Raw genomic sequence first — 23339 nt, 5'->3', positions numbered from 1 at the left:
CGGGCACCGTGGACCCCGCAGGAGCGCAGCCCGCCCGCTCAGCGCGCGGTGAAGCTCCACTGCTGCTGCGAATCCACAACCACGATCTTCTCCCCGCTGCCCACAGTGACGTCCAGGTCCGCGGGTGCCTGCCCCGACTCGTACTGCTCGGAGAGGGTGAGGTCGTCCGCGGGGTAGACCTCGACCACGGGATAGTCGCCGTCCTCCTCGTCGCCGACGGTCAACCGGTACGGCGTCTCGGCGCCTGCGGGCACGCGGAAGACGCGGGTGCCCTTGCCGGTCAGGGGCTTGCCCCGCTCGACCTCCGGGACGGCCGAGAGCGCGTAGCCCCGGACCTCCCACTGCGCGCCCTTGCCGCCCTGGGCGTAGAGGACACCCGTGCTCGTCGTGTAGCCCCCGGTGTTGATCAGCGCCGACCCGGAAGTGCCCGGGCGCACCATCGGCAGGGAAGCCGAGAGCTTGCCCCCCTGCTTCTCGTGGCCGTTCACGTAGAACCGCCCTCCGTCGGAGCCCGTGGAGCTCCAGACCACGAGGATGGGCCCGTCGTGCGCGGGGACCAGGATGGCGTTCTTCTCCTCGTCGGTGACCGTGCTCTTCTCGAGCGTCCCGGTCTTGCGGAACAGGGGCTTGCCGCTCGGCACCCCGACCTCCTGAGCGCCCTTGACCGCCACCGGAGCGGGCGCGGACGTGGCCTCCGCCGTCGCAGGGGCGGATGTGGCAGCCTCCTGGTTCGACGCCGCCGCGCCGCGCGGTTCCTGCCCCGTTGCGTCCGCTGTTCCCTGCGTCGACTCCGACGCCTGTTCCGCACCGCCCGTGGGCCCAGGCTCGCCCGCTCCCCCGAGGTCGAAGGTCCTGACCGCCAGGTACGCGAGCAGCGCGATCACCAGCAGGAGCACGAGGCCGCCCGCCGCGGCGAGCGTCACCACGAACCCCACGGACACCCCCTCCCGCGCCGGAGCACCGGTGTTCCAGGACGGGGACCTGGCCTGCGAACCCTCCGGGCGGCCCTGTCCCCGCGTCCCGGGGTGGGTCGCTCCCGGCTTGGGCGTGTACTCCTCCGGACGCCAGGCCCCGGTGGGATCCTGCGAATCGGGGGCGCTCGACTCATGGTTGTTCGACTCAGGGGGACGGCCCTCGGGTGGTTCGGGGGGAGTGGGGCCGGATGCGGTACTCATGGGCACCTCGCGCTCAGGGGGATGTTGCGCTCGTGGGGGCGTAGCACTCACGGAGACCTTGCGCTCTCGGGGACATCGCCCTCCTGCAGACGCTGCCATGACCACACGGTGCCGTGAAGTGTTGTGCTCATCCTGCCAGGCAGGCGCCGTCCCGCCCGGTACGACACCTCCCCGACCCGCGCACCTCGAGCGCGTACCGTGGTTCCCAGTCGTGAATCCCCCACCACCACGATCGAGGTGTCCCCCATGCGATCCCGTTCCGTCCCCCTCGCGTCCACGCTCTGCGCGCTCCTGCTTCTCTCGGGCTGCGGTGGAGGCACACCGGATGGCGACGACGCCGCGGACGGTGGTGCCTCGGCGTCGTCGTCCCGGAGTGCGGAGCCCAGCGCGATGCCCTCGCCCACGCAGCCTGAGGAGCTGATCGGCGGGGGCACGCAGCTGTTCCCGGACCGCCGTTTCGTTGCGCTGTACGGGCACCCGGGCACCCCTGGACTGGGGGCGCTGGGCGAGCAGGGGCCCGAGGAGTCCGTGACGCGGGTCAAGGAACTGGCTAAGAGCTACGAGCCCTACAGCGAGGAGAAGGTCATCCCCGCATTCGAGATCATCGCCACCACGGCGTCCTCGGAACCGGGCCCGGACGGCAACTACTCCACCGAGTCCACCGTCGACCAGCTCAAGCCCTATGTGGAGGCCGCGGAGAGGAACGACGTCTACGTAGTGCTGGACCTGCAGCCCGGGCAGGCGGACTTCCTCACGCAGGCCACGCAGTACGAGGAGCTGCTCAAGCACCCGAACGTGGGTCTGGCCCTGGACCCCGAGTGGCGCCTGGCCCCGGGGCAGCTGCCTCTGCAGCAGATCGGTTCCGTGGACGCCGCGGAGATCAACAAGACCTCGGACTGGCTGGCCACGCTCACCCGGGACAACCGGCAGCCGCAGAAGACGATGCTCCTGCACCAGTTCTCGATGTCCATGATCGAGAACCGCGAGGCGATCAACACCCAGCACCCCGAGCTGGCGTTCGTGCTCCACGCGGACGGCCACGGCACCCCGGACCTCAAGACGGGTACGTGGAACGCCCTGCAGGAGGGGCTGCCGAAGGGCATCCGCATGGCGTGGAAGAACTTCTACGACGAGGACACACCCATGTACACCCCGCAGCAGACGTTCGGGGTCACCCCCAAGCCCTGGTTCGTCTCCTACCAGTGACCGCAGGGCGGGGCCTCGGAACGAGCGCAGTTCGCCCCCGGAGGAAATCCCCCGTCCATGCCTTCCCATCGATTCCGCGCGGGACTACATTGTGAGCACCTGTTCGCTCCACGGAAGGAAGTGTCTATGGGACTCGGTGACAAGATCAGCAATGCTGCGGAGAAGGCAACCGGTGCCGCCAAGGAGAAGGTCGGCGACGCCACGGACAACCGCGATCTGCAGGCTGAAGGCGCTGCGGACAAGATGTCCGGTGGCGCCAAGCAGTCCGTGGAGAACGTCAAGGACGCTGGCAAGAACCTCAAGGACGGGCTGGGCTGAGCTCCGCACCCGCAACCTTTCAATCGGAAGGCCCTCGTCGTCACGACGGGGGCCTTTCGCATGCCCGGCTCGCTCAGCGCACCCCGTACCGGCGGCGGGCGATCAGAAGGCTCACCAGGGACAGCGCCGCCACCGCGGCGTAGTAGATGCTCGGAGAGGTCAGGGAACCTGTCGCGGAGATCAACCACGCGAGCACCAGCGGGGCGAAGCCGCCGAACACGGTGACCCCCACGTTGTACGCGATGGACATGCCCGTGGTGCGGATGGCGGTGGGGAACATTTCGCTCAGCAGCGCGGGCATGGGTCCGAAGTACAGTGCCATGATCGCGCCCAGCACCGCCTGCACGGCCGTCAAGGCGGCCACGGTGGAGGCACCCACGAGCCAGAGGAACAGTGGGTAGACCGCCAGCATGCCCACCACGGCCGCGACCAGCATGACCTTGCCGGGACCCACGCGGTCCGCCAGGTGTCCCACGAGTGGTGAACCCACCAGGGTCACGAGCCCGGCCACCACGCCGCCCAGGTACGCGGCCCACGAGGGCAGGTCCAGATTCTGGATGGAGAACGTGGGCATGAACAGGATCGTGTACACGGACATGGAGGCCAGACCCACCACACCGGAGGCCGTGAGCCACCGTCCCGCGGAGTGCACGATGGTCTGTGCGAGGGGGCCGCGCCACAGGGCGGGGCGCGGCGTCTTCGTTCTCTCGGTCGTGTCCCCGCCCCGGGCGCCGGGGGACGACGCCGCCCGCTCGCGTTCGCCCTGCAGCGCCTGGAAGTCCGGCGTCTCGTCCATACGCAGGCGGATGAACAGGCCCACGGGGCCGATGAGCAGCCCGAAGAGGTAAGGAACGCGCCAGCCCCACGAGTAGAGGGCGTCGTGGCTGAGCAGGGTGTTCAGGGCGAAGCCGAAACCGGAGGCCATGAAGATGGCGATGCCCTGCGTGGACACCTGCCAGGAGCCGTAGTAGGCACGCTTGTCCGGAGCGTTCTCGATGAGGAACGCGGTGGCCGTTCCGAACTCGCCACCCGCGGAGAAGCCCTGGACCAGGCGCGCGAGCAGGATCACCAGCGCCGCTGCGGGGCCAATGAGAGCGGAGGTGGGGGCCACGAGCATGATGAGCGTGCCCAGCATCATCAGCGCGATGGTGATGGTGAGCGCGGGGCGGCGCCCGTGGCGGTCCGCATAGGAACCCAGGACCAGTGCACCCACCGGGCGGATCAGATAGGACACCGCGAAGGTGCCGAACGTCAGCAGTGTGCCGGTGACCTGACCCATGCCCTCGGACTCGAAGAACAGGTGGGAGATCACCACGGCCAAGGACGAGTAGACGATGATGTCGAACCACTCGAGCGCGTTTCCGATCGAGGACGCCACCACCGCGCGACGCGCAGTGCGGCGCTGCTCGGGGGTCGCGGAATCCTGGGTTGCTGGGCTGCTCATGTCTGCACGCTAGCCCACGGTCCGCACGCGCTGAGCGACCCGTGACGCCGCATGACACCGGGGGCGCTCCTATACTGGACTGCGACAACGCACCCTTCGAGACACGCAGCACCAGGAGCAGAGAATGATCTTTATCGTAGTCAAGTTCGAGGCCAAGGACGAGTACGTGGAGCGTTGGCCGGAGCTCGTGGCCGAGTTCACCGAGGCCACCCGCCGGGAGCCCGGGAACAAGTGGTTCGAGTGGTCCCGCAGCCTGGAGAACCCCAACGAGTTCGTGCTGGTGGAGGCCTTCGAGGAGGACGCCGCGGAGGCCCACGTGAACTCGGAGCACTTCCAGAAGATGACCGAGCAGTTCCCGCAGTACCTGGTGAAGACCCCGCGCATCATCTCCCGCCAGGTCGAGGGGGACGGCTGGGAGGAGATGGGCGAGGTGCAGGTCTCGAACTGACCCGGCCGCCGCAGTGAGCGCAGAGCCCGCGGGACCGGGCCCCGGTGACTCGCGCAGCGCGGGCGAGTTCCTCGTCGGCCTGGACATCGGCGGCTCCCACACGCGTGGCATCCTCTTCCACGGGGGAACACCCGTGCGCGAGGCGCGCGCCGGGTCCGCGAACGTGCAGAACGTCCCCGCGGAGCAGGCGCACGCATGCCTGCGCTCCGTCCTGTCGCAGTTGCACGCGGCGCCCGGCACGCCCGTGGTTGCGGGATCCGGCGGCGTGGACACCGCGCACGACGCCGCTCGACTGGCCGGTCTCATCCGTTCCGCCGGTTGCCTCGGCCCGTCCGCGAGTGTGACGGCCGTGCACGACACCCGCCTGATCCTCGCCGCCGGCGCTCACACGTCCGGGATCGCGCTCATCGCAGGAACCGGCTCGGTGGCCTGGGGCGTGGACACTTCCGGCCGCGAGGTACGCGCCGGCGGCTGGGGGTATCTCCTCGGCGACGAGGGCAGCGGCTACTGGATCGGCCGGGAGGCCGTGCGCCGGGTGCTGCGTCGGTCCCAGCAGCCTGCTGCCGGGAATGCGGGAGAAGCGCTCACCCGAGTGGTGCTGGAGCACGCCGGAGTGACCGAGCCCGCCGACCTGATCGGCGCGTTCCACAACCATCCGGACCGGCCCCACTGGGCAGGGCTCGCGCAGCCCGTGTGCGAGCTGGCCGCCTCCGGGGACGCCGTGGCGTCCGAGCTGACGGCGGTGGCCGCGGAGCATCTGGCGGAGCTCGTGCTCACCGTGGCAGGCGCCATGGCCGAGCCGCTTCCCGTGGTCGTGGGCGGCGGGCTCACAGGGTCCGCGGTGGGCCTGCACGTGGCCGCGTTGCTGCGGGAGCAGGGCCTGTCCGTGACGCTCCTGGACCGCGAACCAGTCCTGGGAGCCCCTCTGCTGGCCCGCTGCGCCCCGGGCTGACCGTGCAAGGCTGAGACCCGTGGCCCCGTCCGGACCCACCAAGACCGCGACGCGTGATGAGGCCACGGGAACGGGCGGCCCGGCGTCGTCGCCCGTCTAGGACGATGCATGCGCATAAAAAAACCGGGTGCCTCCCGAGGGAGGCACCCGGTTCGGGACGCACGGACTCAGCGGAACGCGCCCACCCCCGTGAGCTGCTGACCCAGGATCAGGGAGTGCACCTCGTCCGTGCCCTCGTAGGTGCGCACGGACTCCAGGTTGTTGGCGTGGCGCAGGGGCGAGTAGTCCAGGGTGACACCGTTGCCGCCCAGGATGGTGCGGGCCTCGCGGGCGATCTTGATGGCCTCGCGGCAGTTGTTGAGCTTGCCCACCGAGATCTGGTGGTTCTGCAGCGTGCCGGCGTCTTTGAGCCGGCCGAGCTGCAGGGCGAGCAGGAAGCCCTTGTCGATCTCCAGGGCCATGTTCACGAGCTTCTGCTGCGTGAGCTGGTAGCCGGAGAGCGGGCGGTCGAACTGCAGGCGCTCCTGCGAGTAGGCCAGAGCGGCCTCGAAGGAGTCACGCGCGGCACCCATGGCACCCCAGATGATGCCGTAGCGGGCCTCGTTGAGGCACGAGAACGGGCCGCGCAGACCCTTGGCCTCCGGCAGCATCGCGGAGGCGGGGAGGCGGACGTCCGTGAGCTCGATGTCGCACTGGATGGACGCGCGCATGGACAGCTTGGCCGTGATGGGCGTGGCCTTGAAGCCCGGGGTGTCGGTGGGGACCACGAAGCCGCGGATCCCCTCATCGGTCTGCGCCCAGATCACGGCCACCTTGGCCACGCTGGCCAGCCCGATCCAGCGCTTGGCGCCGTTGATGAGCCAGTTCTCGCCATCCTTGCGGGCGAAGGTCTTCATGGAGGAGGGGTCAGAGCCTGCGGTGGGCTCGGTCAGGCCAAAGCAGCCGATGGCCTCACCGGCGGCCATCTGCGGCAGCCACTCCTGCTTCTGCTCCTCAGAACCCCACTTGTAGATGGCGCTCATGGCCAGCGAGCCCTGCACGGACACGAACGTGCGTAGCCCGGAGTCCCCGGCCTCCAGCTCCGCACCGGCCAGACCGTACTCCACTGCGGTGCGTCCAGCACAGCCGTAGCCCTTCAGGTGCATGCCCAGCAGGCCCAGCTTGGCCATCTCCGGCACGATCTCGAGCGGGAAAACGGCGTTGTCGTACCACTCGGCGATGTTCGGCTTGATGGTGGCATCCACGAACTCGCGCACCTTCGCGCGCAGCGCGATCTCTTCTTCGGACAGCAGGGAGTCGAAGCTCACCAGGTCCATGACGTCCACGGGTTTCAGTTCACTCATGGGTCCACTGTATGACTGCGGACACACCGCGCGTAGCCGGGTGCGGAGCCTGATTTCCCACTTCTACTTGTCCCGGGGTTCCCGCAGCCACTGCACCACGGTATCCGTGTCCTGCCCCAGCTGCGGCGGGGCCTGCGTGGGGGACGCCAGCGGCGGGGTCCACTGCGCAGGGTGACGGAACTGGCGGCCCACGGTCGCGCCCGTGCGGTCCTGGACGTCCACCGTGGGTTCCAGCCCGAGCTCCTCGGCCAGGGCCACGCCCTCGTCGATACCGCCCACCTTGCCCGCGGGCACTCCCACCTCGGTCAGGGACTCCTGCCACTCGGACGCGGTCCTCGCGGCCAGGGCCTCCTCGAGCAGCGCCGTGAGCTCCTCGCGGTGGTCCACGCGGACCCCGTTGCTCACGTAGCGCTCGTCATCGGCCGCCTCGGGGATGCCGAGCACCTCGGTGAATTTTCGGAACTGGTGGTCGTTGCCCACCGTCACGGCCAGGGGCGCGTCCGAGCACTGCAGCAGCTGGTACGGGACGATCGACGGGTGGTCGTTGCCCATCCGCTGCGGGACCTTCCCCGCGCCCAGGTAGGCCTGCCCCTGGTTCACCAGCGCGCCCTGCAGGCTGGACAGCAGACTGACGTCGATGTGCGCGCCGCGGCCCGTGCGACGTCGTTGTTCGAGCGCGGCGAGCGTGCCGATCGTGGCGTCCTTGGCGGTGAGCACGTCCACGAGCGCGACGCCCGCCTTGGTGGGCTCGCCGTCCGCGCGGCCGGTGATGCTCATGAGCCCGCCCACGGCCTGCACCAGGAAGTCGTAGCCGGCCAGGTGCGCACCGCCCGCCGTGCCGAAACCAGAGACGGACACGAACACCACGCCGGGGTTCTCCACCGAGATCTCCTCGTAGCCCAGCCCCAGCCTGGCCATGCCGCCGGGCTTGAAGTTCTCCACGACCACGTCCGCGCGCAGAGCCAGTTCACGCGCGAGCCCGCGACCCTCGTCCGTGTGCAGGTCCAGGCAGACGGACTCCTTGTTGCGGTTCACGGACTCGTAGTACGTGGGCCCGGTCTCCGAGAACGGCGGGCCCCAGTGCCGGGTGTCGTCCCCACTGCCGGGCCGCTCCACCTTGACCACCCGCGCGCCGAGGTCCGCGAGGGTCATGGTGCACAGCGGCCCGGCGAGCACGCGGGAGAAGTCGGCGACGAGCACGCCGTCCAGGGGCAGTGGATCGGTCACGGGGTCCTCCTCGGGTCGGGACTTCCTCCCTACTCTATGACCGGAGACACACTGGGGTGTGGGTGAGACGTCCATACCCGGTCGCGTGCGACCGTCCAGACACCCCCGCGCCCCCACCCGGTGGGTGCCGTGGACGTCAGCCCAGCTCACCCTGCGCCACCCGCCGCAGGGTGGCGGTGAGCATCTCCAGACCGGCGAGCATGTCCTCGTCCGAGGTGAACTCGTACTCGTTGTGCGTGATGCCGCGGTGGGAGGGCACGAACAGCATCACGGTAGGCAGCACGTCCTTCACGTTGGTGGAGTCGTGCCCGGCGAGCGTCATGATCCGGGTGTGGGGCAGGTCCAGCTCCGTCACGACCTCCTGGGCGAGTGCCAGGCCCTCCGGGGCGTACTCCAGCACGTCCCACGCGTGGCGGTTCACGGTCTGGATCTCCACGTTCGCGGCCCGCGCAGCATCCTCGACCTCCCGGGCGAAGTGCTCGTCCGCGGCGGTCAGGCGTTCGGCGTCCGGGCTGCGCAGGTCGATCACCAGGCGCGCCTCCCGGGCCACGGCCACCGGCGAGTTGGGCTCGATCAGCAGCTCCCCGCAGGACGTGATGACGTCGTGCTCCAGCGCGACCTTCCGCGCCGAGGCGATCAGCAACGACGCCCCGAGCAGAGCGTCCTTGCGGTCCTCGATGAGCGTGGACCCCGTGTGGGCCTGCTCCCCGAGCACCCGCAGCTCGTACTTCCGCACACCCCACGTGGCCTCCACCAACCCGATGGTGAAGCCGTCCTCCTCCATGGACTTCCCCTGCTGGATGTGCAGCTCCACGTAGGCGGTGGCCTCCGGGATGACGTCCTCACCGCGCTGCCCTAGGGCGTCCAGCGCCTCGCGCACGCTCACCCCTGCGGTGTCCCGAATCGCGAGCGTCTCCTCCAGGTCGCGCTTGCCGGTGTACACGGAGCTGCCCATCATGGACGGCTTGAAGCGGCAGCCCTCCTCGTTGAACCAGTTCACAACGCACAAGTTGCGGCTCAGCTCCATCTCCCCGCCCAGCGCGGCGAGGTGGAGCTGCGCGCACGCGTGGGCCCCGGCCAGTACGCCGTACGCGCCGTCGAACCGGCCTGCCCGCGGCTGCGAGTCCAGGTGCGAGCCCACCAGCACGTAGGGCGCCCCGGGGGTGTGCTCGAACAGGCCGAACTGGTTGCCGACCGCGTCGTAGTGCACCGTGGCGCCGCGCGCCGTGAGCCAGCCGGCAAACCACTGCCGGTTCAGCCCGTCCGCCTCGGTGGCCGCCTGCCGCTCCACGCCGCCGGTCTCCAGCCCGCCGTTGCGGGACATCTGCGCGAACGCGTCCAGGAAGTCGGAGTTGCTGTGCTGAGTCATGAGGGTGCCTCCCGGAGCATCTCGGGGTGGGGCGGCGACCCCGCCCGTGGTGGTGGTGGGGCCATGCTACGACGGCACGCTCACGCGCCCCGCCGTGCGCCCCTCCGCCGGTGCACCGCTTTCTCCAGCCCGCTGCCCAGCAGCAGGGCGCAGGTCAGCCAGATTGCCCCGCCCGGGCCGAGGGGAGCGGCAACGGCTCCTGCTGCCACAGGCAGCAGCACCTGCCCCACCCTGTTGCCCATGAGGCGCACGGCGAGCGCCGAGCCGCGCCAGGCGTCCGGCACGGACGTGGAGATCATGGTCATCGTCAGCGGCTGGCCCAGTCCGAGGAAGAAGCCGCCCACGGCCAGGAGCAGTGCCGCCCACCAGAAACGGTCCAGGAACAGGGGCGGAACGATGAGGGTCACGCCCGAGGCGATCAGGCTCACCACGAGCAGCCTCTCCCGGGAAAACCTTCCGGACAGCCACGGCAGCAGCAGACGCGAGGCGATTGAGGCCAGGCCGCGGACCCCGAGCAGGACACCCACCACGGACGGTGCGACCCCCACCTCCTCACCCACCAGGGGGAGGAACGCGGTGAGGATGTCCAGCATCGCCAGCAGGGACATCGCCGCCACCATGTGCGAGACGATGCCGGGGACGCGCAGGATCCCGAGTGTCGTGGCGCGGCCCTGCGCCGGTTCCCGGGGGCCACCGGCGGCGTGGTCCGCGTCCGGGGGCGACACCGCGGCGTCGCCCGCCCCGTCCGGAACGCCAGCGGGCAGGGAGGACCTGGTCAGGAACAGCGGCACCGCCAGGACGGTCACCGCGACACCGATCCACAGGCTCTCGTTCACCGCGGCCATCCGCTCCGCGGAGGCCACGTCGGTGCCGTGGCCCACGATCCACCCCCCGAGTGCGGGCCCGATCATCTGGCCCGCAGAGAACGCTGCGGTGAACCACCCGAACCCCTTGTCCAGATCCCGGTCCGCCGCATAGCGCGCGATCGCCGTCTGGCCACCGATCGTGAAGCACAGGTGCCCCACGCCCAGCACGGCGCTCGCCACGAGGATGAGCCACACCGAGCCGGCGACCGCCAGTCCAACACCTGCCAGGGCGAGCAGACCGACTCCGGTGAGGATCAGCAGCCGCAGCTGCGGAATGCGGTCCGAGACCCGTCCCAGCCAGACGGCCGTGACCAGAGGAATCAGCGCGTAGGCGGCGGTGGTGAGGCCGATGACCACCGGGTCCGCGTGCAGCCCCAGGAGCTTGTAGGAGGTGATCGGGCGCAGGAGGTTCGCACCCGACTGCGTGAGTACCGCTGAGCCCACCAGGATCCACAGCCATGCGCCCGAGCGGGAGGCAGGAGCGGTCGCGGACATGTGGTCCACACTAACGGGGCCGGGGGTGCCCCTGACCGGGCGGGCCCGGGGCCGCGGGACCACCCAGCGGGCAGCGCGCGATCTCTCTGTGCAGCGCCCCGCCCGAGCGTCCTTCTCCGAGCGCGGAGGACATCAGGCGGACCTCGCCCACGGTCCACTCGGGGCCGTCGTACACGGACAGTGCCCGGACCACGTCTGCGAGCTCCGGCCCGCCGCGTGCGAAGACGCGTGAGCCGCGGCGCCGTTGCGCGGCCCGGCGCGAGCGCTCCGTGCGGGACAGCCGCGCCACCGTGAGGTGTGCGCGTTGCCGGGCCCGTTCGTCCGGGTCCAGGGAGCAGACGCGCATGAGGTCCGCCAGGCCGGTGGTCTCCCCGCCCAGACCCATCCAGAGCGTGGTGCCTCCGAACGAGCCGGCGCCGCGCAGGCCGACCCGAAGCGGCGGGGACGGGCTGGCAACGGCGTGCAGGTGCTCCTCGAGATCGGGCACCGCACCCTCCGGCTGGTCGCCGTAGAAAGCGAGCGTGACGTGCCACTGCTCGGGATCGCCCCAGCGCAGGGAGGTGCCCGTCATGGCGCGCACCTCGCTCAGGGCACGGACCAGGTGCTCGCGAGCTGCGCGGGGAGGGTACGCGGCGGCGAAGAGCCTCATGCGTCCACTGTAGGAGTGCCGCCGCCGGAGGACTACCCTGAATGGCACCCCCACCGCGCGGAGCCGTCGTGCAACCCGCCGTGAAGATCCTCCTGACGCTCACCGCCGTGGGCCGGATCGGCTTTGCCGTCTTCTTCACACGGCTCTAGGTGTACTGACCGGAGACGTTGATCGAGGTTGTGGGATTACGGAACGGCTGGTGCACGCAGCGAGGTGGAACGGATGGCCACATCGGAAGGGTGTTGCAGCGCCTTAAGTTAAGTACTACATTTAGATCGTGATTTCCTCTGCGATCTTCTCGGCGGCCGCCGCATCCCTTATCGTGCGGCTGGGCTTGCTCGCGCGCCTCCACACCACCAGGGCCCGGAACCCGATCAGAGACGCCGTGAGTGACTACGGCGTCGGAGCTACGCGACAGCTGTTCGAGTGGATGGGCCTGGCTGCAACGGCGGGCTGGTGGCTCTTGGCCTTGGGGACGTGGATCGGTTACCCCGGTTGGAGCGACCGGGGCTTCGCGTTTGTGGCGTTCGTGGTCATCGGCGCGACGACCGCCGCAATGCGGTTCTTCCCCACCGATCTCGTCGGAGCACCCCGGACAGGTCGGGGGATGATCCATTACGTCCTCGCGATCACGCAGTTCGCGTTGGCCTTCTCGCTCATGGGAAACGTGACACGACTGCTTGGCGATCCCGTCTCGGGATTCCTGCGGTGGATCGCGCTGATCTCCTTGGTTGGCCTGTGCGTGTGCCTGATCCCACGCCTACGGCGCACGTTGGCAGTGTTCGGGCTGTTCGAGCGCGTCTTCCTGATCAGCGTGGCCTGCTTCTACCTCGACTACGCCACGCTGTCTATGGAGTGGTTCGCATGACCCACGTGCTTGACCTGGCCTACGAACTCCATGACCTGGTTCTGACCATGGACCGCCAGGCAGCTGCTGTTCTCAAGCCTCTCGGGCTGACCCTGCGACACCACACTGCGCTGGTCATCATTGAGCAACACCCCGGCCTGCGAGGCCGAGACCTGGCCAACGGCCTGAAGGTCACGCCAGCTGCCGCCACCGGGGTCGCCAGGACGCTGAAGTCTGCAGGTCTCATCGAAGACTCCTCCTGCCCAGGAGACGGCAACCGCCAATCCCTACACCTGACCCCCGCAGGAAGAACCATGCTGGCCGCATCGACCGACGCGCTGAGTGGGTCTTTCGACGACGTGGTGCGACGGGCCGGCCATGATCCGAATCACCTGGCCGAGGCTCTGCATGACATCACGAAACTCCTGCGGTCAAGCGAACCGATCACCGCACCCAGCCAGTACATCTAGGTGGATGCCGTCGATCCTTCCGGCGGCGTGCCCATCGGGCTGGGGATGCTGTGCATGGTCACTGCCATGCTGGCCGTCAGCGGGCTGCTGGGCGTACTGGCCGCATGGCTCTCGCGGTTCATCGTGGGCAGAGACGACTGACCCCCGTCAACGAGTGCTGCAACCAGCAACCACTGACGGGACGCGCACCCGGTGCCGCCCCGGTAGCGCCACCAGCTCCACGTCCGTGAGCGTCCCCGCGTCCGCCGTGACCCGCATGTACGTGCAGTGCGGCTGCCGCCGGCGGTCCGTGGGGGATCCGGGGTTCAGCAGCCGCATCCCGGAGGGCGCGGTGGTGTCCCACGGGATGTGGCTGTGGCCGAACACCAGCACGTCCGTGTCCCGGAACGCTGCGTCCATGCGCTTCTCCCGGCCCTGTTTCGCGCCGGTCTCATGGGTCATGGCCCACTGCAGGCCCTCCAGCTCCCACCGGGCGGTCTCCGGCATCTCGGCGCGCAGCTCGGGGCCGTCGTTGTTGCCCCACACGCACACCAGGCGGCGTGAGCGCTCCCGCAGCGCCTCGAACGTGGTCAGGTCCACCCAGTCACCGGCGTGCACGACGACGTCCACGGCCTCCACCTCGTCCCACACCTGGGCGGGCAGGTCCTTGGCGCGCTTGGGAAGGTGGGTGTCCGCGAGCAGCAGCAGCGACGTGGTCATGGCTTCATTCTCGCGCGGTCATCAGCGCGCGGGAACCGTGGGGTCGCAGGGGAAGACACGCGGGCCCAGCCAGACCGAGACGTAGACCAGTGCCACGAGCACCGGTACCTCGATCAGCGGGCCCACCACCCCGGCGAGCGCCTGGCCCGAGGTGACCCCGAACGTGCCGATGGCCACAGCTCGAAGTTGTTGCCCGCCGCGGTGAACGCCACAGTGGCGGATCTGGCGTAGCCCAGCCGGGCGGCTCGGGAGCTGAACGTCCCCGGGGCGAACATGATGGCGAAGCAGCACGGCCGTGGCAACGCGATCCGGACCACGTTCCACGGCTGGGAGGTGATGGCGTCCCCCTGCAGGGCGAAGAGCACCACGATGGTGCCCACGGAGAACTCCGCGGACGTGACGGGCAGGCCGAGCCACCCGGGCAGCCCCTGCAGGTAGACCCCCAGCGGTCAAGGAAGGACATCTCCCACAGCACCGAGGGCGTCTCGTCAGACCGGGTGGACGGGGAGGGGTCACGACCACCAGGTCCTCCGCATGGAGGGCTCGCATGAGCCGAGCAGTCTCAGCACTCGATGACGTTCACGGCGAGCCCCCCGCGGGAGGTCTCCTTGTACTTGATCTTCATGTCCGCACCGGTCTCCCGCATGGTCTTGACCACCTGGTCCAGGGAGACCTTGTGGATGCCGTCCCCCTGCATGGACAGCCGCGCGGCGTTGATGGCCTTCACGCTGGCAATCGCGTTGCGCTCGATGCACGGGATCTGCACGAGCCCGCCCACCGGGTCGCACGTCAGTCCCAGGTTGTGCTCGATGCCCATCTCCGCGGCGCACTCGACCTGCCGGGGGCTACCGCCCAGCACCGCGCACAGGCCCGCCGCGGCCATGGAGCACGCGGAGCCCACCTCGCCCTGGCAGCCCACCTCAGCGCCGGAGATGGACGCGTTCTCCTTGATCACGATGCCGGTCGCCGCCGCGGTGAGCAGGAAGTCCACGGCATTGTCGTCGCACGCGTCCGTCATGAACCGCGTGTAGAAGTGCAGCACGGCGGGAATGATCCCTGCCGCACCGTTGGTGGGGGCCGTGACGATGCGCCCGCCGGACGCGTTCTCCTCGTTCACCGCGAGCGCGTAGAGGTTGACCCAGTCCATCCCGTACAGGGGGTCGTCCCCGCGCTCCTTGGTGAGCAGACGCTTGCGCATCTCCGGGGCACGACGGCGCACCTTCAGTCCCCCGGGCAGGGTCTTCTCCTCGCGGGTGCAGCCGTTCTCCACGCACTCCTGCATGACGGACCAGATGTGCAGCAGCTGCGCGCGGGTCTCCTCGGCCGGGCGCCACGAGAGCTCGTTGGCGGCCATCACCTGCGCGACGCTCAGGTTCTCGAACTCGCAGATGGCGAGCAGCTCGTCCCCCGTGCTGAACGGGTACTTCACGGGGGTGTCGTCCTCGACGATCTTGTCCGCGCTGCTCTTGGAGTCGTCCACCACGAACCCGCCGCCCACCGAGTAGTAGACGCTGTCGCGCAGGACGGTGCCGGCGGCGTCGTACGCGGTGAAGCTCATGCCGTTGGGGTGGGTGGGCAGGGACTTGCGGCGGTGCATCACCACGTCCTGGGAGCGGTCGAAGGCCACCGGGTGCAGGCCGTCCAGCAGCAGCTGACCGGTCTCGCTCGCGTGGGCCACCGTGGCGTCCGCGGTGTCGGTGTCCACGGTCTCCGGGTCCTCGCCCATGAGCCCCAGGATCACGGCCTTGTCCGAGCCGTGGCCCCACCCGGTGGCCCCCAGAGAGCCGAAGAGCTGGGAGTGCACGCGCGCCACGGACCCCAGCAGGGCGTCGTCGGCGAGGCCCTTCACGAAGAGCCGGGCGGCCCGCATGGGGCCCACCGTGTGGGAGGACGAGGGCCCGATCCCCACCGAGAACAGATCCAGAACACTGAGCGCCACGTTGCGTTTCTCCCCACTGTCAGGCCCTCGGGCGCGGCGTGGATGGTGCCGTGCGGGGCCGGGCGGCCGCGCGGCGCGGAAGGCTCCGCACGGATCGGCTACACCGTACGTGGGTCCCACATGGCGGGCAAGCCTCGCAGGCTCGGTGGCCGACGGCGCCGCACGCGACCACCCGCGGCCCGGCACCCTGGGAGGGGAGCCGGGCCTTCACCGCGGGAGTGGCCGGGCCACGGCGGGCTCCGCCGGAGGGCTCAGAACTCCCAGTCCGCGTCGGTGGTGTCCTCCCCCTTGCCCATCACGTAGCTGGAGCCGGGGCTGCTGAAGAAGTCGTGGTTCTCGTCGCTGCCCGGGGACAGCGCCGCCAGGATCTCGGGGTTCACCCGCGTTTTCTCGGCCGGGAACCGCTCGGGGTAGCCCAGGTTCATGAGCGCCTTGTTCGCATTGTTGTACCGCACGAAGACCGCCACGTCCTCCATCAGCCCCAGCGGTTCGTAGAGCGCCCCGAGTGCCGCAGCCCGAGCTCCGAGAGCGTCTCCAGCGGCTCGAACGTCAACTCCTGAATCTGCGCGCGTGCACGGACTGCATGAAGGCAGCGTTCGTGTACGCCGCCTCCTCGTGCTGCGTGCGGGTGCCCTGGATCCGGCAGATCCCCCCACCGTGGCCTGCACGGTGTCCAGCATGGTCAGGCCCGTGAACACCCGCGTGGTCAGCGTCCGCTCCTCCGGGCGCATCCGTTGCCACGCGGGAATGTCGGTGGACAGCGGAACCTTCTCCGGGAGCCAGAAGTTGGCGGTGAACCGGTTCCACACCTCCAGGTCCTTGCCGTCCGGCACTCGGTTCCAGTTCACCGGACGCAGGCGCGCGGTCGGGTCCTTCCGGCAGGCGAGCGAGGTGATCGAGTGCTGCGGGTAGAGGGCGTTCGTGAAGTCGTCGCTCTTCTCGCTGCCGTAGTGGATGCGCTGCGGGGCCAGGTACCCGGACAGGTTCATCTGACCCAGGCCGACGCCGTGCGACGCCGCGTTGCCCGCCGCCACCGAGGGCACCGCGGCCACGTCCGCCTGCCCGGCGACGGCGCACGGCAGCCGGTCCCGCCGCAGCAGCGCACCGTCCTGGTGGCCCTGGTTCACGAGCACCTGAATGCTCAGGGCCGCATCCCGCAGCCAGGTGCAGCGGTAGTCCCAGTTGCGCCCCCACGAAGTCCTCCGGCAGGGACGTGGTGGGCGCCGCGACGATCCCGCCGGTCTCCGGGTGGGTCAGGGCGCGCAGCACCGGCAGGGAGCGGGTGACGATCTCGTCGTGGCCGCCCCCGCAGCCCACCGCTAAGACCCAGTCGTCCAGGCCGCCGCCGGCCACCCGCGCACCAACAGGCGCCGTCGCGCCGTTCCCGTGCCCGGCCTCCTGCACCCCGGTCTCGTTTCCAGCCTCAGCCGCTGGCACGAACCCCGACGCCGCCCGCTGGCCGTCCCCCGGGGTGCGGCAGCGCAGCCCGAGCCTCTGTCCACCCCCTACCCTGATCCCATGGACAACATCAGGACCCTTGTGATTCTCGGCGCCTCCGGCGACCTCACCGCGCGACTGCTCCTGCCGGGGCTCGGTTCGCTGCTGGACCTGCAGCCGGAGCGGGAGATCACGATCGTCGGCTCCGCCCGGGACGACTTCCCGGGTCCACTGGGTCCGGACGACGACGTGCGTGCGGGGACCTGGGAGGAGACGGTCGCCAAGGCGTTCGCGTCCGTGGGCGCCACCGGCCCCGCCGTGGAGCGAGCGCAGCGGGAGACGCACTGGGTCTCGTGCGACGTCACCGAGGCTGCGGACCTCGAGAAGCTGCTCGGCGACGTCGTCGGCCCCGTGTGCCTGTACTTCGCGCTGGCTCCCGCCATCACCAAGAAGGCATGCGCAGCGCTGGCCGAGCTGGACTCGCTGCCCGAGGACCTGTACCTGGCGCTCGAGAAGCCCGTGGGCACGGACCTGGCCTCCGCGCGGGCGCTGAACGCGCAGGTGGGGCAGCTGGTGGACGAGCAGCACACGTTCCGCGTGGACCACTTCCTGGGCATGCCCGGCGTGCTGGACATCGTGGGCCTGCGCTTCGCCAACCGACTATTCGAGCCGCTGTGGGACCGGCGGCACGTGGAGTCCATCGAGATCGTCTTCGACGAGACGCTCGCCCTGGAGGGCCGCGGGGAGTTCTACGACAGCACGGGTGCCGCCCGGGACATGCTGCAGTCCCACCTGCTGCAGGTCATGGCGCTGACGATGATGGACCCGCCCTCCCGATTCGACGCCGTGGAGGTCCCCGCCAACACCGCGCACATCCTGCGCGCCACCCGGCTGTGGGACGAGGAGTCCACCATGCACGCCGCCGAGCACCCCGGGATCACCCCGGTGGTCCGCGGCCGCTACACCGCGGGAACCACGGGCGGGCACGACGTCCCGGACTACGCGGAGGAGAAGGACGTGGACCCGCAGCGGGAGACCGAGACGTTCGTGCAGGTCACCCTGGAGGTGGACACCTGGCGCTGGAACGGGGTGCCGGTGACCCTGCGCTCCGGCAAGGCGATCGGCAACCCCGCCCAGCACATCCGCGTGACCTTCCGCCGCCCGCCCCACGAGTACAAGGGCTGGCCGCACCCCCTGGCCCCGGACGTACTCAGCGTGGGCTTCGAGGAGGAGCACGTGCAGCTCGAGACCAACGTGGGCAGCCCCTTCGACTCCCGCGGCATGAACCGTCTCACCCTCTCCAGCGGCGTCCCGGAGCCGGGGCTCACGGCCTACGGCTCCGTGATGCGCTGGATCCTGGACGGGGACCCCACCTTCACCGTGCGCGCGGACGCCACGGAGGAGGGGTGGCGGATCATCGACCTCATCCAGAACGCCTACGACACCTGCGCCCCCCTGCAGGAGTACCCCGCAGGATCGGCGGGCCCGCGCGTCAAATAGAGACTTATTCATACACACGTCCCTTTCACGGCGGGGCATGACCCGGGGGCGTGTCCTCCTCTGGTATCCAGGGAAAGTCCAGGCAATCCGCTGGACCTTCAACGCGTGACAGGGGAGAACCACATGCCATCATCGGCGCACGGCCCGGCGGGCGAGTCCCGGGATCGGAACGGGGAGAAGACCGAAGCCGTCCCCGCCGCAGGCCACGAGGGCCACGGCGCGGCAGCAGCCGGTGCCGCCAGCCATGGTGCGGCGAGCGCCGGGGCGGCCACCGCCCCCGGCCAGCAGCCTTACGCCTACTCTCCGCCAGCGGCTCTGTCCACGATGACCCCGCGCCACTGGTGGGTTCCCGCCGTGGCCGGGGCGGCCGGCTACGTGGGCATGGTGCTGGGCACCGTGCTCGCCATGCTGCTCACGCTCCTGGGCGCAGCCATCGCGGGGGACTCCAGCGGGAGTCTCACGGATCAGGTGGACAACCAGATCGGCACCTTCACCGGTGAGGCCCCCGACCTCTCCGGCGCCGCATGGTTCCTGTCCGTGCCGTTCCAGCTGGCCGCCATGGCCGCGCTGGTGCCGCTGCGCGTGATCGCGAGCGTCGGTGGCGAGGGCGGCACCGCGGGCATCACCGTGCCGCAGCACTTCGCCCTGGCGTGCGGCATCGCCGCCGCGTGGTTCGTGGCGCGCAAGCTCTCGGCGGGTCTGCGCGTGGAGACGCGCGCCGTGCAGTGGGTCATGGCCGCCGTGGGCGGCGTGGTGTGGGGCGCGCTGGCGCTGATCGTCACCGCGGTGACCGTGCTGCGCATGGACCTCTCCGTGTTCTACTCCACCCTCCAGCTGCGCATCACCGCCGTGGGGCCGGGCCTGTTCGCCGTGCTCCTGGTGGTGGGTCTGCTGAGCATCGCCTCCGCACTGAACGTGCGCTCCACCCAGGCCGCTCCGGGCCGCGTGGTGATCGGCGCCGAGCGCTCCCTGCCGGGTGCGCTTCAGGTGCTGCGTCCCATCGTTGTTCAGTTCACCGTGTTCGCCGTGGTGGCGGGCCTGGGACTTCTGATCTGGGCCTTCGTGAAGTACGGCGCCGTGGCGGGCTTCTCCGCCCTGTTCTGGCTGCCCGTGGCCGTGGGCTGGCTGTTCGTGCTCTCCCTGCTCTCCGCGCTGACCGCGGGTGGCGCGGCGATCTCCTACACGGACCTGACCGGCAACTCCCACGCGTTCTACCTGTGGAGCGAGGGCACCGTGCCCGGCTGGGCTGTGGTGCTGTGCATCCTGCTGGCGCTGGTCTCCGTGCTGTGCGCGGCCACCGCCTGGGGGCACGTGCGTCCCATGAACCAGCGCGTGGCGCGCAACCCCTTCGCGTGGGCCGTGCTGCCCCTCGCGTACTTCGTGCTCGGCATCCTGCTCATGTGGCTGCTCAACGTCAGCGGTTTCGCCGCGGAGGCGGGCAGCCGGACCCAGGGGGCGGGCTTCAGCCTGCGCCCCGCCGGGTGGACGTGCCTGGTGCTCCTGCTGTGGGGTGCGGTGATCGAGCTGCTCGCCCGCTTCGTGGTACCCGCGTTCATGAACTCCCTGCCCGCCGGGGTCACCCGCGGTCTGCGCGGTTCCGAGCGCTCCCGCGGCCGCGCCGCCGTGGTGGCCTCCGCCGCCGCAGTGGGTGGAGCCGGTGGCGCGGTGGCTGCCGCCGGGCACCACGCTGCCACCGCACCGGGCACGACGACGTCCGCGACCCCCGCGGCGACGTCGTCCCCCGCGGCCTGCCCCACCGAGGACACGGTGACCGCCCAGCGCGGTGACACCGCCGGGCTCACCCCGGGTGAGCAGACCCGCGTGCTGCCCAGCTACGACGACGCCCGCCCGGCAGCCGCCGCGCAGCCCGAGCGCACGCCCATGGACCCGGCCAAGAAGAAGCGGATCCGGTTGATCGCGATCATCGTGGGCGCCCTGGTGCTGCTGGCCGTGGCCGCGGTGATCGTGTTCTCGGTGCTCAGCCGCACTGTCTTTGGCCCGGACAACCAGGCCGAGGAGCTGCTGCAGTCCGTGCAGGACGGCAAGGCGTCCGCCGTGGCGAAGGCCGCGGACCCGAACGTGGCCACCGGCGAGCGCGCGCTGCTCACGGACGAGATCTACGGAGCCGCCGAGAACCGGGTGTCCTCGTACGAGGTCAAGGACACGCAGATCGACGGCGACCACGCCACGGTCAACGCCACCGTGACCCAGGACGGCGTGACCACCCCGGTCTCGCTGCCCATGGTCAGCGACTCGCGCGCCGGACTGTTCAAGTCCTGGCACGTGGACGAGACCGCAGCCGGGTCCTCGCTCTACCAGACGTTCAGCGTGGAGGTGCCCGCGGGTGTGGACGAGCTGACCGTGAACGACCAGAAGGTCACGGTGGACAAGCAGAACGACCCCCACGCCCAGGAATTCACCGTGCTCCCGGGCGACTACGCCGTGGGCGTGTCCTCCGCGAGCAAGTACGTGACCTACGGCGGCAACCAGGTGGCGCAGATCCGCGCCGGGGCGGAGTCAATGGACTCGGGCATGTCCTTCAGCCAGTCCTTTACCCCGGCGCTGGAGCAGGACCTCACCAAGCAGCTCAACGCCAAGCTGGACACGTGCGCCAAGTCCGGCGAGTTCGAGCCGGACGGCTGCCCCTTCGGGTACTCGATCTTCGGGGACGAGAAGGACTACCGGAACCCGGTGTGGAGCATCGAGCGCTACCCCACCTATTCGGTGTCCCGCTCCCCGTTCGGCAGCGGTGAGATCTCCTTCTCCACGAGCAAGTCCGGGGAGGCGCGTCTGAACTACCAGCACAACGAGGAGTACGACGACGACGAGCCCGCCGACTGGTCCGACGAGGACACCACCACGAGCATCTCCACCTCCGGCACCGTGACGGTGTCCGGGGACAAGATCACCGTGGACTCCAACGACTGACCCGCTCCCCCGGTGACGGACGCCGGTGCCAGCTTCCGGTACCGGAGGACGGTGAGAACGCCCCTCCCCGCTCAGTGACCTGGTCACCGGGCGGAGAGGGGCGTTCGTCGTTTCCAGTGGGGGGCTCGCGGTCCTTGGCCGGCCACCCCAGAGATGCACGCCCCGCGAGGGGCGGCGTGCCGGGCGAGGGCGGCAGCGCGGCGGCGTCGTCCCCGGCGAACCCCGCCGCGTTCAGAGGTCCTGCGGACCCAGCGGCAGGCCGAGGAGGTACCAGGCGATGAAGAGCAGGAACCAGCCCACGAGCATTGCGATGGACAGCGGGAGCACCAGCGAGATCAACGTGCCCACCCCGGCGTTCTTCTGGTAGCGCCGCAGGTAGCCGAGCACGAGCGCGAAGTAGGGGCTGACGGGGCTGATCACGTTGGTGGGCGAGTCGCCGATGCGGAACAGCGCCTGGGTCATCTCCGGGGACACGTTGAGCAGCATGAGCATGGGCACCATCACCGGCGCGAGCAGCGTCCACTGGGCGGAGCCGGAGGTGATGAGCAGGTTCATCACTGCCACGATCAGCACGATCCCGGTGAAGGTCGCCACCGGCGGCAGTCCCAGGGAGCCGATGAAGTCCGCGCCGTAGACGGCGAGCACGGGGCCGATCCCGGACCACTGGAAGTACGCGGTGAACTGGGCGGCGGCGAAGAACAGGACGAGCACCGGGGTCACGCTGGTGAGGCCCTCGGCCATGGCCTCGGGCACCTGACGGGCGCGGGTCATGGTCCCGGCGGCGCGGCCGTAGACCCAGCCGACGACGGCGAACATCACCGCGATCACGATGCCCACGTTGATCAGCAGCGGGGACATCAGCACGGTGCCGTCCTCCGCGCGCAGCGGAGAGCCGGGAATGAGCAGGGCCAGGAGGTAGACCACCATCATGAGCGCGAAAGCGATCCCGGCGTTGCGCAGGCCGCGCTTCTCGCGGGGCTTCAGGCGCATGTCCTCGAAGTCGCCCATGTTCTGCTGCTTGGTGTCGGTGTCCTCCTCGATGGCCTCGCCGCGCTTGGCGAGCACCGTCTCCGTGACCACGGTGATGATGCCCGCAAGTACCAGCGAGGAGACGAACGTGAAGAAGTAGTTGGACACCGGGGTGACGATCACGCTCTTGTCGATCAGACCGGCCGCCGCCGTGGTGATGCCGCCGAGCAGCGCGTCCGACGCCGTGGGCAGCAGGGACGCGTTGAACCCGGCCGCCACGGAGCAGAACGCCACGATGAGCCCCACCACAGGCGAGCGCCCCGCGGCCTTGAACGCGAGCGCGCCCAGGGGGATCAGCACCACGTACATGGCGTCCGAGGCGATGGAGCCGGTGATGCCGGTCAGTGCCAGCACGAAGGTGAGCCACTTGGGCCCCACCCGCGCCACGGAGCCGCGCAGCGCCGCCGAGAGCATCCCGGACTGCTCGGCCACGGCCACGCCGAGCAGGATCACGACCACCAGCCCGAGCGGCGGGAACTCCACGAAGTTGGTCACGGCCTCGGCCACGATCTTGCGCAGACCGTCCGGGGCCAGAAGGCTGGTGACCGCAACGGTCTCCCCGGTGGCCGGGTTCACGGCGCTGAGCCCCACCGCGGAGAGGATCCAGCTGAGCAGGATCACGATCCCGGCGAGCAGCAGGAACAGCCAGAACGGGTCGGGAAGCTTGTTGCCCACCCACTCGATCCAGTTCAGGACCCGGAGCAGGGCGCCGGTTCCCCTCTTCTCGGTGCCGTGCGGGCGGGCGCTGGGCGCGTTCGAGGACATGGCGTGTTCCGTTCTGCCGGCGGAGCAGGGTTCAGCCCAAGGTACGCAACCTGCGAGCCGGCAGTGGTGAGGACACGGGCGGGCGACGATTGTGGCGCGCGGTTCGGGGGCACGACGTCGTGTCGCGGGGCCGCGCGTTCGGTCCAGCCTGCGAGGGGCCGGGTCCGCACGGGGCAGGTTTCCCGCGGACCGGGTTCCGGGGGGTGACGGCGCCCCGCCACTTAGTGTCATTC

At 70.1% G+C, this 23339-nt stretch carries 18 protein-coding genes and 2 pseudogenes; 8 read left to right on the top strand and 12 right to left on the bottom strand.

Translation table 11 applies throughout. The features are described 5' to 3' along the window. Positions 1–38: 38 nt before the first annotated feature. Positions 39–1175 carry a hypothetical protein gene (locus ABD264_RS07790; RefSeq protein ID WP_144941454.1) on the bottom strand — a complete coding sequence of 379 codons (1137 nt, stop codon included), beginning with the start codon at positions 1173–1175 and terminating at the stop codon, positions 39–41. Between the two features lie 246 nt (positions 1176–1421). On the opposite strand from ABD264_RS07790, the gene ABD264_RS07785 reads away from it, so the two are divergent. Together ABD264_RS07785 and ABD264_RS07780 are read left to right on the top strand one after the other, a co-directional pair. Continuing rightward, the gene (locus tag ABD264_RS07785; protein WP_344205316.1) at positions 1422–2381 is read left to right on the top strand and encodes a DEAD/DEAH box helicase family protein; all 960 of its coding nucleotides are present in this window, start codon (positions 1422–1424) and stop codon (positions 2379–2381) included. 126 nt (positions 2382–2507) lie between these two features. After that, positions 2508–2699, top strand: a complete 192-nt coding sequence (locus tag ABD264_RS07780) for a CsbD family protein (protein WP_012397150.1) — start codon at positions 2508–2510, stop codon at positions 2697–2699. A gap of 73 nt (positions 2700–2772) precedes the next feature. On the opposite strand, the gene ABD264_RS07775 is transcribed toward ABD264_RS07780, so the two are convergent. Next, positions 2773–4143, bottom strand: a complete 1371-nt coding sequence (locus ABD264_RS07775) for an MFS transporter (protein ID WP_290499873.1) — start codon at positions 4141–4143, stop codon at positions 2773–2775. Between the two features lie 124 nt (positions 4144–4267). Between ABD264_RS07775 and ABD264_RS07770 the strand changes: the two genes are divergently transcribed. Both ABD264_RS07770 and ABD264_RS07765 read left to right on the top strand, forming a co-directional pair. Beyond that, complete coding sequence (locus tag ABD264_RS07770; protein WP_144941460.1) at positions 4268–4591, top strand: putative quinol monooxygenase; 324 nt, start codon at positions 4268–4270, stop codon at positions 4589–4591. Positions 4592–4604: 13 nt separating this feature from the next. Continuing rightward, positions 4605–5543, top strand: coding sequence for an N-acetylglucosamine kinase (locus ABD264_RS07765; protein WP_344205310.1), 939 nt, complete (start codon positions 4605–4607; stop codon positions 5541–5543). A 167-nt stretch (positions 5544–5710) separates the two neighbouring features. On the opposite strand, the gene ABD264_RS07760 is transcribed toward ABD264_RS07765, so the two are convergent. From ABD264_RS07760 to thpR, 5 genes are all read right to left on the bottom strand, one after another. Further along, positions 5711–6886, bottom strand: a complete 1176-nt coding sequence (locus ABD264_RS07760) for an acyl-CoA dehydrogenase family protein (RefSeq protein WP_174233403.1) — start codon at positions 6884–6886, stop codon at positions 5711–5713. Positions 6887–6949: 63 nt separating this feature from the next. After that, on the bottom strand, positions 6950–8113 hold the full coding sequence (locus ABD264_RS07755; protein WP_290499871.1) for a CaiB/BaiF CoA transferase family protein: 1164 nt from the start codon (positions 8111–8113) through the stop codon (positions 6950–6952). A 136-nt stretch (positions 8114–8249) separates the two neighbouring features. Then, on the bottom strand, positions 8250–9482 hold the full coding sequence (locus ABD264_RS07750; RefSeq protein WP_344205308.1) for a M20 family metallo-hydrolase: 1233 nt from the start codon (positions 9480–9482) through the stop codon (positions 8250–8252). An 80-nt stretch (positions 9483–9562) separates the two neighbouring features. After that, on the bottom strand, positions 9563–10843 hold the full coding sequence (locus ABD264_RS07745; RefSeq protein WP_295107719.1) for an MFS transporter: 1281 nt from the start codon (positions 10841–10843) through the stop codon (positions 9563–9565). Between the two features lie 10 nt (positions 10844–10853). After that, entirely contained in the window at positions 10854–11492 is a 639-nt protein-coding gene (thpR, locus tag ABD264_RS07740; protein WP_145011285.1) for an RNA 2',3'-cyclic phosphodiesterase, read from the bottom strand. 277 nt (positions 11493–11769) lie between these two features. On the opposite strand from thpR, the gene ABD264_RS07735 reads away from it, so the two are divergent. Then, on the top strand, positions 11770–12360 hold the full coding sequence (locus ABD264_RS07735; protein WP_303106159.1) for a DUF998 domain-containing protein: 591 nt from the start codon (positions 11770–11772) through the stop codon (positions 12358–12360). Beyond that, complete coding sequence (locus ABD264_RS07730; protein ID WP_344205307.1) at positions 12357–12809, top strand: MarR family winged helix-turn-helix transcriptional regulator; 453 nt, start codon at positions 12357–12359, stop codon at positions 12807–12809. The genes ABD264_RS07735 and ABD264_RS07730 overlap by 4 nt, the downstream gene beginning before the upstream one ends. A 147-nt stretch (positions 12810–12956) precedes the next feature. On the opposite strand, the gene ABD264_RS07725 is transcribed toward ABD264_RS07730, so the two are convergent. The 4 genes and pseudogenes from ABD264_RS07725 to ABD264_RS07710 form a co-directional block, all read right to left on the bottom strand. After that, positions 12957–13508, bottom strand: coding sequence for a metallophosphoesterase family protein (locus ABD264_RS07725; protein WP_303106162.1), 552 nt, complete (start codon positions 13506–13508; stop codon positions 12957–12959). Between the two features lie 21 nt (positions 13509–13529). After that, positions 13530–13945 (bottom strand): annotated as a pseudogene (locus ABD264_RS07720) (arsenic resistance protein); the annotation flags it as partial. A gap of 125 nt (positions 13946–14070) precedes the next feature. After that, complete coding sequence (locus tag ABD264_RS07715) at positions 14071–15447, bottom strand: L-serine ammonia-lyase (protein WP_344205305.1); 1377 nt, start codon at positions 15445–15447, stop codon at positions 14071–14073. Positions 15448–15698: 251 nt separating this feature from the next. After that, positions 15699–16343, bottom strand: a pseudogene (locus ABD264_RS07710) (ribonucleotide-diphosphate reductase subunit beta). A gap of 622 nt (positions 16344–16965) precedes the next feature. Here ABD264_RS07710 and ABD264_RS07700 point away from each other — a divergent pair. Both ABD264_RS07700 and ABD264_RS07695 read left to right on the top strand, forming a co-directional pair. Further along, on the top strand, positions 16966–18384 hold the full coding sequence (locus ABD264_RS07700; protein ID WP_094393236.1) for a glucose-6-phosphate dehydrogenase: 1419 nt from the start codon (positions 16966–16968) through the stop codon (positions 18382–18384). 123 nt (positions 18385–18507) lie between these two features. Continuing rightward, positions 18508–21312: a DUF2339 domain-containing protein gene (locus ABD264_RS07695; protein WP_344205302.1), complete on the top strand. Its 2805-nt coding sequence runs from the start codon at positions 18508–18510 to the stop codon at positions 21310–21312. A 231-nt stretch (positions 21313–21543) separates the two neighbouring features. Here the strand turns inward: ABD264_RS07695 and ABD264_RS07690 are convergent, their stop codons facing one another. Beyond that, positions 21544–23106 (bottom strand): AbgT family transporter, encoded by a 1563-nt coding sequence (locus ABD264_RS07690; RefSeq protein WP_344205301.1) that lies wholly within the window; start codon positions 23104–23106, stop codon positions 21544–21546. Positions 23107–23339: the final 233 nt, after the last annotated feature.

Origin of the sequence: Kocuria salsicia (assembly GCF_039532055.1) — a bacterium.
GTDB classification, from domain to species: domain Bacteria; phylum Actinomycetota; class Actinomycetes; order Actinomycetales; family Micrococcaceae; genus Kocuria; species Kocuria salsicia.
The sequence above is the reverse complement of the archived record's forward strand: the minus strand, read 5'-3'. Positions and strand labels throughout refer to the sequence as shown.